The sequence below is a fragment of the Bradyrhizobium sp. genome (genome assembly GCF_030693485.1).
In the GTDB taxonomy this organism is placed as follows: Bacteria; Pseudomonadota; Alphaproteobacteria; order Rhizobiales; family Xanthobacteraceae; genus Bradyrhizobium.
This window is the reverse complement of the sequence record NZ_JAUYAN010000209.1, coordinates 1-10552: the sequence shown is the minus strand read 5'-3', so window position 1 is coordinate 10552 and position 10552 is coordinate 1. Positions and strand designations below refer to the sequence as shown.

The following is a 10552-nucleotide window of genomic DNA, read 5'->3' as shown; positions in this document are numbered from 1 at the left end:
CTCATCAGGCCCGAGGAGCGGCCGCCGCCGGACAGGCGCTCGCCTTCGCCGCGCAGCCTCGAGAAGTTGGAGCCGGTGCCGGAGCCGTATTTGAACAGGCGCGCCTCGCGCACCCACAGGTCCATGATGCCGCCCTCGTTGACGAGGTCGTCGCTGACGCCCTGGATGAAGCAGGCATGCGGCTGCGGATGCTCGTAGGACGATTTCGATTTTGTCAATTTGCCGGTGAAGGGATCGACGTAATAATGGCCCTGGCCGGGGCCGTCGACGCCATAGGCCCAGTGCAGACCGGTGTTGAACCACTGTGGCGAATTCGGCGCGACCATCTGCTTGGCGAGCATGAAGCGCAGCTCGTCATTGAAAGTGCGGGCGTCTTCTTCGCTCGTGAAATAGCCGCCCTTCCAGCCCCAATAGGTCCAGCAGCCGGAGAGGCGGTCGAACACCTGCTTGGCCGAGAGTTCGCTGACATAGCGCTCGGCTTCGGGCAGGCTCGCCAGCGCCACGGTGTCGGGCACCGAGCGCCATAGCCAGGACGGCACGGTCTCTTCCTCGACCTTCTTCAAGCGGGCGGCGACGCCGGCCTTGCGGAAATACTTCTGCGCCAGCACGTCGGAGGCGACCTGCGACCAGAACTCCGGCACCTCGACGTTTTCGAGGCGGAACACCACCGAGCCGTCGGGGTTGCGGATCTCCGACGTCGTCAATCTGAAATCGATGCCGGTGTACGGCGATTGGCCCTGGGTGGTGTTGCGTCGTTCGATTCGCATGGTCGTGCCCCGTCTTTTTGTCTGTATCCGGATCGCGTTGCACCGCGGCCGGGTGTTATTTCCTCGAGCAAACCCCTGAACACAGTCGCCCCCGTGTCCCAGCGTTCGCAGCTCAGCCGGTGGCCCGGCCTGTTTCTCTTTCAACGCCCCAACCACTGGCCATTGTTGGCCCGTTTTTGTCGTTCCGAAAGCCCTCCATCAGGGTCCGGTTTCAGGGCAAGCAAACCCGTCACCCGTGCCTTCCCAGGCGCTCGGAATGGTCGATCTGGAACCCTGTCAGGGAGCGTCCGGCGGGACTGAAAACCCCCGGCGCCGAACGATCCAAAACTAGGCCGACTCCATCGCGCCCGTCAAGGATTAGTACGAGTTCCTGAATCAAACACTAAATATGGTGCAAATTGGGGAAAACCAGCGGGAGCCGACCCTTCTGATCTGGCCCAAGTATCAGTGAGTCCTCAGAGATTCCCTAGCGAAAATATTTGTTATCGAGCGGCCAATTTGCAGTTCGCCCCGCTGTTCACAGGGCAACTATATTTTGTGCCCTCGGGGGTGTTTGGGGGTTGCTCCGGGGAGACTCACGTAGGGCTACGGACGGGAGGGCAGGCATGTCCGCCGGCCGATGGTCAGTTGCGGTCTTAACCGGCAAGGTGCCGCCGATTCCCGCCGGCAGTTCACCCCAGCAGCCACGACATGACCGACCCACGACCAACGCCGGCGCGCGCAGCGATCACGCCGGCGGGCCTGATGTTCCTCGCCATCACCTCGGTGGGCTGGGGCTTCAACTGGCCTGTCACAAAGTACCTGTTGAACGAGCTGCCGCCGCTGACCATGCGCGGCGTCACCGGCGTGATCGGGGCAGGGCTGCTGGCGGCGCTGGCGCTGTTGTCGCGCCAGAGCCTGCACGTGCCGCGCGCGCTGTGGCCGCGGCTGGTGCTGGCGGCGACGCTCAATGTCTCCTTGTGGATGGCGCTGATGGGGCTGGCGCTGCTGTGGCTGCCGGCCAGCGAGGCCGCGCTGATCGCCTACACGATGCCGATCTGGGCCTCGATGCTGGCCTGGCCGGTGCTCGGCGAGCGGCCGAACCTGTTGCGGGTGATTTCGCTGGTCATGGCGTTCGCGGGGCTGGCCTCGATCATGGGCGGCAACGGGCTTGCCGCCAGCGTGGAGAAGCTGCCGGGAATCATCATGGCGCTCAGCGGTGCCGTCGGTTTTGCCGTCGGCACGGTGCTGGCGAAGAAGCTGCCGCTCAATCTGCCGCCGCTGTCGGCCGCCGCCTGGCAGATCGGGATCGGCTGTCTGCCGGTCGCCATTGTCGGCCTGCTGGTCGAGATCACCGACATCGCCGCGCTGTCGAACCTCGGCTGGATCCTGCTGTTCTATTCGACGGTGATCCAGTTCTGCGTGGCCTATGTGGCGTGGTTCGCGGCGCTGGCGCGGCTGCCGGCGTCGGTGGCGGCGATCGGCACCATGGCGGTGCCGGTGATCGGCGTCGCGGCCTCCGCGCTGGCGCTGGGCGAGCCGCTCGGCCTCGGCCAGATCGCGGCCCTGGTGTTCACGCTGGCCGGCGTCGTGCTGGCGACGCGGTCATGAGCGGCTTGCAAACCCGCGCGGCGAAAACCATCTCGCCGCTGGGTCTCACGTTCCTCGCCGTCACCTCGGTCGGCTGGGGCCTCAACTTCCCGATCATGAAGAACCTGTTGAGCGAGTGGCCGCCGCTGTCGTCGCGCGGGCTGTGCGGCATCGTCGGCGCCGTGGCGCTGGCGCTGTTCGCGGTGGCGCGGCGGCAGAATCTGGCCGTGCCGCGGCCGATGTGGTCGCGGCTGTTGCTGGTGTCGCTGCTGACGATCGGCGGCTGGGTCGCCTTCATGGGGCTGGCGCTGCTGTGGCTCCCCGCCAGCGAGGCCGCGGTGCTCGCCATTTCGATTCCGGTGTGGGTGGCGCTTTTAGCCTGGCCGATCCTCGGCGAGCGGCTGTCGTTGTTGCGCGCGATCTCGCTGGCGGTGGCGCTCGCCGGCATCGCGGTTCTGATCGGCGGCAATGAAATCGAGGCCAGTTTTGTCAAGCTGCCGGGATATTTGTGCGTGCTGGCCGGCGCGATCTGCGTCGCGCTCGGCACCGTGCTGACAAAACACTTTCCGCTGGCCATGCCGCCACTGTCGCTGGCGGCCTGGCAGATCGGCCTCGGCTGCCTGCCGATCGCGATCATCGGCCTCGTGGTCGAACAGCCGCAGCTTTCGGCGCTGTCATGGATCGGCTGGGCCTCGATGCTCTATATGACGCTGATCCAGTTTTGCCTGTGTTACGTCTGCTGGTTCGCTGCGCTGGAACGGTTGCCGGCGGCGACCGCCTCGATCGGCACGTTGCTGGTGCCCGTGATCGGCGTGCTCTCGGCCGGCGCGATGCTGCACGAGCCGCTCGGCGTGCGCGAGATCACCGCTCTGGTGGTGACGCTCGGCGGCGTCACGATGGCACTGCGCTCCTGAACGCAAAAGGACGGCGCACCGGGATGCGCCGTCCTTGATATCAGCCTATCAACCGGTATCAGCCCTGGTTACGGGCAGGCGTGCCGCAGGCCGTCATAGCCGAGATAGGTGCCGCTTCGCACGTCGTAGGATTTAAAGCGCTGCCTGCAGTACTCGATGTCATCGCCACCGGGGGAAACCGCGACGACCGGCTCGTCGTAATAGCCGTCATCGTAATAGCCGTAGCCGGGAGCACCATAATAGCCGTAGCTGGATCCCAGCGCGCCGCCGATTACGAGACCGGTACCGAAGCCGTAGCCGCCATAGCCGCGGTGGTAGTGGCGGCGATGGCCGCCGTAAACGCTGCCGCCCTGCCAGTTGCTGCCACCGCTGTAGCGCGGCCCGCCGCCGATAGCGACACCGCCCCCTTTGCCGAAGCCGCCAGCCCTGCCGGCAAAACCGCCACCGCCGCCGATCGCAGCACCGCCGCCGTGATATCCACCGCCGCCGCCGATCGCAGCGCCACCGCCGCCACCCCCCATGCCGCCGCCACCTATGGCAGCGCCGCCGCCCTTACCCTGGGCGAAACTAGCGGTGGGCGTTGCCAGGGGCAACACCAGGGCCATCACAGCGGCTGCACTCAATATCTTCAGACTGGTCATTATCGGCTCCATTTTAGGGGACTGCGTCTAAAACCCTCGGACAGGGCGGACGTTCCCGAGCCCGGCACAATTGTGCGTGGCCCAGACTGTCAGGCGGGAAATGTATGCGGAATGAACGAATTGCAACGATTGCGCGACCCTGGGTCACAGAAGGGTGTTGGTCGCGTGGCCGCGGTCCAACCGGCCCGCGCGCGCCGACTTGAACTGGACAATCCGGCCCGCCGATGGCATCAGGGGCCAAGCGTTCTCGAACCGGCCTCGCGCATGAAACTGTTCTTTCTGAAGCTCTTCACCTGGTGGAACGGCCAGACCTTCGGCACGCAATTGTGGACCTGGCGGTTCGGCGAACTGGTCGGCAAGGACGAGCAGGGCAATCTGTATTACCGCACCAGGGGCGGCGCGATCGATCCCACGCTCGGCTTCCAGCGCCGCTGGGTGGTCTATAACGGCTATGCCGAGGCCACAAGGGTGCCGCCATCCTGGCACGGCTGGCTGCATCACACCGTCGATGTCGCGCCGACCGAAGAGAGCTACAGCCCCCGCGAATGGGAAAAGCCGCATGTCCCCAACCTGACGGGGACGCCCGCGGCCTACCGGCCCTCCGGCTCGACGCTGGCCAGCGGCCGCCGTCCCAAGGCCACCGGCGATTACCAGCCCTGGACGCCGGGCAACTAAGCTTCCGTCATCGTCATTCCGGGGCGCGCAGTAGCGCGAACCCGGTATCTCATGCTTGCGCGGCGAGCCTCGCGCCGGCGCGGGCGATCATTTCGCCGCGGCGGATTTGCGACGCCGCGATCCTGTCTTTCATCAAGGCGAGGATTTCCGGCGGCGCGGTGTCGGGCGAGCCGGAGTTGAACGGCGGCGCCGGATTGTATTCGAGCCGCAGCTGGATCGCCTCCGCGGTGCGGCGGTCGACCAGCAGCGACACCAGCGTCAGCGCGAAATCGATGCCCGCGGTGACGCCGCCGCCGGTGACGCGGTTGCGGTCGACGCAGACGCGCGTTTTCGTCGGCGTTGCGCCGAACGCGGCGAGGAAATCCATCGCGGTCCAGTGCGTCGCTGCGCGATATCCTTGCAGCAGCCCGGCGGCGCCCAGCACCAGCGATCCCGTGCATACCGAGGTGATGTATTTGGCGCCCGCCGCCTGCCGGCGCAGGAAGGCCAGCATCTCCTCGTCATTGATCATGTCGTCGGTGCCGAGCCCGCCGGGCACGCAGATCACATCGAGCTGCGGACAATCCGCGAAGCTGACGGTCGGCGTGATCGTCAGCACGGAGTCGCTGGTGACCGGCTCGATCCGTTTCCAGATCAGATGCACCTGTGCGCCGGGCACGCTGGAGAACACCTGCAGCGGTCCGGTGAAATCGAGCTGGGTCACCCTGGGAAACAGGACGATCCCGATCTGAAGCGGCGCGGACATGATGGGCCTTTCGGGGTTCGGCTGGCGAAGTTTTGCTTGACCGGCGCAGCCTGCCATGGTGGCTTTGCGTCCGAAATGCCATATTTCCCTCATTTCAGGACATAGGCCAATCCCATGATCGGTGTGCTGATATTTCCGGATTTCCAGCTGCTGGACGCCGCCGGGCCGATTTCGGCGTTCGAGATCGCCGCGCGCTTCGCCGGCCAGCAGCCGTCGATCAGGGTGCTGGCGGTGACGCCGGGACCGGTTCGCAGTTCGTCCGGTGTCGAGATGCTGGCGCGGGGCCTCAAACCGTCGGCTGCGATCACCACCCTGATCGTGGCCGGCGGCGAGGGGGTGCGGCAGGCGGCGACCTGCGCCGAGACGCTTTCATTCGTGCGCAAAATCGCAAAACGCGGCATCCGCGTCGCCAGCGTCTGCTCCGGCGCCTACATCCTGGCCGAAGCCGGCCTGCTCGACGGCCGCCGCGCCACCACGCACTGGCAGCGCACCCGGCATTTCGTCAAAACCTATCCGAAGATAAAACTGGAGCCGGACCGCATCTTCGTCCGCGACGGTAACATCTGGAGTTCGGCCGGGATCAGCGCCGGCATCGATCTCGCGCTGGCGATGGCGGCGGAGGATTTTGGCGACGCGATTGCGCAGCAGGCGGCGCGCCAGCTCGTACTCTATCATCGCCGCAGCGGCGGCCAGTCGCAATTCTCCTCGCTCTTGGAATTGAAGGCGCCGAGCGGCCGCTTCGCACCCTTGCTGGCCTGGGCGCGCGACCATCTCGACGCGCCGCTGACGGTGGAGGACATGGCCGAGCAGGCCGGCATGAGTTCGCGGCATTTTGCCCGTGCCTTCATCGCGGAGACCGGCACTACGCCATCGAAGGCGGTGGAGCGCCTGCGCATCGAGGTGGCGCGGCAGCGCGTGCAATCCTCCTCCGAGGCGATCGAACGCGTCGCCGAAGCCACCGGCTTTCGCGACCCCGAGCGGATGCGCCGCGCCTTCATCCGCGCCTTCGGCCAGCCGCCGCAATCGCTGCGGCGCGCGGCGCGGGCAGGGTGACGGGGCGAGAAGCTTCTTCGGTGATCAACACGAGCCATTTGCCGGCGCAGCGGCAAAATGGGCCTTTTGGGAGAATTGGGGTTGGAAGGCATCTCTTTCGCCACCGTAGAGGCGATAGACAAAGATCAACTCAAGGGTTTAAACTCAGGGAAAGGTAACCTAGGATCGGAAATTGATTCATCGACAAATACTTCAATTTTTCAGCGTGAGGAATTTGTTATGCCAAGTGTTGAAGTACCTAACGTAATCGGAAAATCCAAATCGGAAGCTGAAGCACTTTTGACGGACGCCGGCCTGAAAATTGGCAACGTTACACCAGGGGCTCATCCGAATATCACCGCGGGGAATGTGACTGGCTCAAGTCCTGCCGTGGGGACGGAGGTCGAAAAAAGTTCGGCCGTCAATCTGGATGTATCGAGCGGACCAGCTCAGGTCCCGACGGGCAACGCAATTCAAACCGGCGTACCCGACGTTACGGGTTTGACGCGAATGGCCGCGGAAACGGCGCTGAAAGGTGCTGGACTGACGATTGGTCCAGTGAAGAATAGGTCGAGCGATGAGGTTCCATATGGCGGAGCTGTAACCACGAATCCTGCTCCCGGTACGCTGGTCACGCCGGCTACGCCGATAGAGTTGTTTCTTTCCCGCGGCTCCCGCTTCGGGTTCATGAGTTACTTGCCGACCATCCTATTTGCGGTTCTTGGCATCACCGTTATTTGGCTGATTGGTTACATTATAACCCAAGAGAAGCAGGTATTTCTCAAAACGTTGGCCGAAAAAGAGGTGGCAAGAGGTCTGATAACTTTTCTCATTGCGCTCGCAACTGTAGGAATAGCGATAATTTTGGCGATCTCGACGCTCGTACTCAATGAAGGGCCCGACGGCGACAAACGTTTTGATAGAGGAAAACAGGTACTGTCGGTGCTAATCGGCGTATTGGGCACCATTGTCGGGTTTTATTTTGGGTCGGCTGATTCCAGCACTCCCAAGCCGCCGATCGAACAGGGCGGCGTCGCCGACCCCGCTCCAGCCGGTCCGGCAACAAACGCTGCCGCCGACAGCCTCCCGTCCGGTACCGCAACAAATGCTTACCCAACGATCAAGCTTGATGAGAAGATTTCGACCAACGGTATGAAAGTTCCGCTGAAATGGACGGTTACGCCGATGCTGCCGGCCGGGTTGCAATTGGACGGCGCTCAGGGAACGATCGGCGGTACGCCTGCTGCGAAGTCGAAGGGTGAATACGAGTTCAGGGTCACCGACAATTCGGATACTCCAGTCGTGAGGACCGGCAAGCTGAAACTCGAGATCAAATAGCGAGCAGCATTGCCTACACCGCTGCATCCCAAGGTTCTACGCAGAACGCAACTCGGTAGCACAACGGTTACACCGGAATGATCGTGACGAAAATGCGCGCGAAGAGCGTCGCGACCTCGGCAATCGGCGTCCACAATAGCCGGTTCGCTTCGTGGTTCGCCTTCGGCGCGATGGCGAGAGAAGCAATGGTCGTCACGATCATAGTGGCGTTTCGCAGGAGGTCTTGAATCGCGACCTCGGTTCCGAAAACGGAAAGCGTGCCGCGCCGCACGGGCGGGGTTGGTGTGCAATGCGACTGAAGGATACGTCACACAGGGTTCACGTGACCGACCCCATCGAAATGAACCGCCGGAACTGGGATGAGCGCGCCGCCATTCATGCGCGCGATAGCACCGGTGATTATATGCTGGACCGGTTTCGGGCTGGCGAGGATGCCCTGCACGAGATTGAAGCGGCCGAGCTCGGGGACATCGCCGGCAAACGCGTTCTGCATCTGCAATGCCATATCGGCCGCGATACGTTGTGCCTTGCGCGACGCGGCGCGACCGTCACCGGACTCGATTTTTCCGGCGCCGCGCTGAATGTTGCCCGACGCCTGTCCGATGAGACGGGCCTGAAAGCAGATTTCGTCGAAGGTACCGTGGATCAGGCCCCGGATCTTGCGCCAGGCCCGTTCGACCTTGTCTACACAACCTGGGGAGTCATTTGCTGGCTGCCCGATGTGAAGCACTGGGCAAAGGTCGTTGCGTCCGTGCTGGAGCCAGGCGGAGAGCTCTACTTCGCCGACGCGTATCCGGCGTTCAGCGTGCTGGAAGAATACGATGGAAAGCTCGTGCCCAACTTCGATTTCCAAACCCCTTCCGACCGGCCGCTGCAGTTCGTGGACGAGACCACCTACACCGGCGATCCGACGATCATGACGCATCAATCAACACAGCAATGGATCCACTCGCTCTCGGCAGTGCTCGGCGGACTCATTGATGCCGGACTTACAATTACGATGTTCAGGGAACACGAGGTCCTGCCCTGGTGGGGCCTGCCAGGCCTGGTGCCGGCGTCGGACCGGATGTGGCGGTTTCCGGAGGGTGCCCCGTATTCCCTTATCGTATTCGGTCAGGGCGAAAAAGACGCGTGAAACGTGAGGCCGTGAGGCAAGGGGACCATTTTGAGCGTCGCATCCTCAGCGGAAGTCGTCTGCCTACCAGGAATATCGCGCCAGGCCCTTGCCGGCGTAGCTCCTGGTGACGCTCGAGAATTCACCCTCGAAGGTGGCGGCGGCGGACCAGCCGCTCAGCCATTTCATTTCAGCGGATGCGGTCACAAGAGCGGCGTCGGGAGCCTGCGCGGCACCATTGACGACGAAAGATGCACCCGGCAGCGTCTGGAACGTGGCGCCGATGGCGCGATCGGTGTTGAAATCGTGCGCCCATGCCGCGCGACCGCGCAGGGTGAAGATGCCGTCCTGCATAGCGAATGATTTATCGGTCCGAAGCCCGAGTTCGCCGCGCGAGGCCGTGACACTCTTCGAGCCGTAGGCGAGTGCAAAGGTGTTGGCGCCGGCCACCGCCTGCTCGGCATAGGCGGGCAAATCGAAGGTGGTGAACTGTCCAGCGGCGTAGGGCGTTATCCCCACGGCCATGCCCGGCGCGATGAAACGATAGCCGCCTTCGATGCGGCCGGAATAGGCATTGGCGTTGAACCGCGCCTGCAGCTGGTCGACGCCAGCGATGGTGACCGTGCGGTTGGTGGTGACATCCTGCCAGCCATAGGCAAGCGCGCCGGTGACATAGGCAGGACCGACCATGTGCCGCACGAACGCTCCTGCCTGGAACAGGTCGGACCGACCGGAGCCGAATCCGTTGGCGATGGCAAAATTGGTGCCGCCGCCTGCGAGCGCGAAGCCGGCGACGGTATCGGGCGAGACCCTGTAATCGGCGCCGACCGCGATGCCGAAGACGCGGCTGGTCGCCGTGTTCGACCCGGCCGCGGCATTGCCGTCTGATGTCTGCGAGCCGCCGAAGCCCGAGGCCCATACGCTCCAGCGCGGATCGTTGCCCGTACGCGGCGGCGCCTTGCTGAACATCGCATAGGCGGCGCGCTCGGCAGGGTGCGCTTGCGTGCCGCCCCATAGGCATTCACGGCATCGTTTTCTTCTGCGAACGGTATCGCGCCGCCGCCAGCCGCGCCGCCGCGGGCGCCAACGAACGGGTCGGTGAGGACACCGAGGAACTGCGTCATCGCGTTGAACATGGTCTGCTGGCCTCCGGTCGCCGCCTCGCCAGAGGCTTGCGACAATCCAGCTGGAGTCAACGACCCAAACGCCATCGGAATGCCGCCGGTGGTGTTGAAGAAATTCGTCAGCGCGTTGCCGACGTTCTGCTGATTGCCGTTGAGGCCGCCCGGTATCCCGAAATTCAGCGCCAGGTTGAGATAGGCATGCGTCGGATCGTAGCTCAGACTGGTGTGGAAGTTGGACGGCAGGTTGGTATTGACCACCGTCGGATTGAAGGTGCCACTGACCGCGCCGGATGCCTGGACGATGGTGTATTGCTTCGAGACGTAGGATCCCGGCGCGAACGTCGCGTTGACGGTGGCCCCACCGAGCGTGGCGGTGCCGGTGACATTGGCAAAGGACGCGGTGGCGGGATTGACCTGCACCATGAAGATCGAAGCCGCCTGAAACGTCAGGCTGGTCGTGACGTTCAGCGACGAGTTCGCCGTGCCGTTACCCGGCGCGAACGTGCCGCCGGCATTGACCTGGGTGGCGCCGACCGTGCCGGTGCCGCCGAGCGTGCCGCCGGTGTTCACCGTGACAGCGGAATTGACGATCGAGCCGTTGACGGTGAGGGTGCCGCCATTGATCGTGGTGGC

Annotated in this window: 9 protein-coding genes and 2 pseudogenes; 6 read left to right on the top strand and 5 right to left on the bottom strand. The window is 63.9% G+C overall.

Features of this window, described 5'->3' with window-relative positions:
* A pseudogene (locus Q8N40_RS15630) lies at positions 1-767 on the bottom strand (vitamin B12-dependent ribonucleotide reductase); the annotation flags it as partial.
* Between the two features lie 690 nt (positions 768-1457).
* Between Q8N40_RS15630 and Q8N40_RS15625 the strand changes: the two are divergent.
* The gene (locus Q8N40_RS15625) at positions 1458-2357 is read left to right on the top strand and encodes a DMT family transporter (protein WP_305712443.1); all 900 of its coding nucleotides are present in this window, start codon (positions 1458-1460) and stop codon (positions 2355-2357) included.
* Positions 2354-3250: a DMT family transporter gene (locus Q8N40_RS15620; protein WP_305712442.1), complete on the top strand. Its 897-nt coding sequence runs from the start codon at positions 2354-2356 to the stop codon at positions 3248-3250. The genes Q8N40_RS15625 and Q8N40_RS15620 overlap by 4 nt, the downstream gene beginning before the upstream one ends.
* Before the next feature lie 68 nt (positions 3251-3318).
* On the opposite strand, the gene Q8N40_RS15615 is transcribed toward Q8N40_RS15620, so the two are convergent.
* Positions 3319-3891 carry a BA14K family protein gene (locus tag Q8N40_RS15615; RefSeq protein WP_305712441.1) on the bottom strand — a complete coding sequence of 191 codons (573 nt, stop codon included), beginning with the start codon at positions 3889-3891 and terminating at the stop codon, positions 3319-3321.
* 264 nt (positions 3892-4155) lie between these two features.
* Here Q8N40_RS15615 and Q8N40_RS15610 point away from each other — a divergent pair, with 264 nt between their 5' ends.
* On the top strand, positions 4156-4566 hold the full coding sequence (locus tag Q8N40_RS15610; RefSeq protein ID WP_305712440.1) for an NADH:ubiquinone oxidoreductase subunit NDUFA12: 411 nt from the start codon (positions 4156-4158) through the stop codon (positions 4564-4566).
* 49 nt (positions 4567-4615) lie between these two features.
* Here the strand turns inward: Q8N40_RS15610 and Q8N40_RS15605 are convergent, their stop codons facing one another.
* Positions 4616-5311 (bottom strand): DJ-1/PfpI family protein, encoded by a 696-nt coding sequence (locus Q8N40_RS15605; RefSeq protein WP_305712439.1) that lies wholly within the window; start codon positions 5309-5311, stop codon positions 4616-4618.
* A gap of 114 nt (positions 5312-5425) precedes the next feature.
* Between Q8N40_RS15605 and Q8N40_RS15600 the strand changes: the two genes are divergently transcribed.
* Both Q8N40_RS15600 and Q8N40_RS15595 read left to right on the top strand, forming a co-directional pair.
* Complete coding sequence (locus Q8N40_RS15600; protein WP_305712438.1) at positions 5426-6364, top strand: GlxA family transcriptional regulator; 939 nt, start codon at positions 5426-5428, stop codon at positions 6362-6364.
* A gap of 81 nt (positions 6365-6445) precedes the next feature.
* Positions 6446-7681, top strand: a complete 1236-nt coding sequence (locus Q8N40_RS15595; RefSeq protein WP_305712437.1) for a PASTA domain-containing protein — start codon at positions 6446-6448, stop codon at positions 7679-7681.
* A gap of 67 nt (positions 7682-7748) precedes the next feature.
* Here Q8N40_RS15595 and Q8N40_RS15590 read toward each other — a convergent pair whose 3' ends face one another.
* On the bottom strand, positions 7749-7952 hold the full coding sequence (locus Q8N40_RS15590; RefSeq protein WP_305712436.1) for a sodium:proton antiporter: 204 nt from the start codon (positions 7950-7952) through the stop codon (positions 7749-7751).
* A gap of 51 nt (positions 7953-8003) precedes the next feature.
* On the opposite strand from Q8N40_RS15590, the gene Q8N40_RS15585 reads away from it, so the two are divergent.
* Positions 8004-8816: a bifunctional 2-polyprenyl-6-hydroxyphenol methylase/3-demethylubiquinol 3-O-methyltransferase UbiG gene (locus Q8N40_RS15585; protein WP_305712435.1), complete on the top strand. Its 813-nt coding sequence runs from the start codon at positions 8004-8006 to the stop codon at positions 8814-8816.
* A 63-nt stretch (positions 8817-8879) separates the two neighbouring features.
* Here Q8N40_RS15585 and Q8N40_RS15580 read toward each other — a convergent pair.
* Positions 8880-10552, bottom strand: a pseudogene (locus Q8N40_RS15580) (autotransporter outer membrane beta-barrel domain-containing protein); the annotation flags it as partial.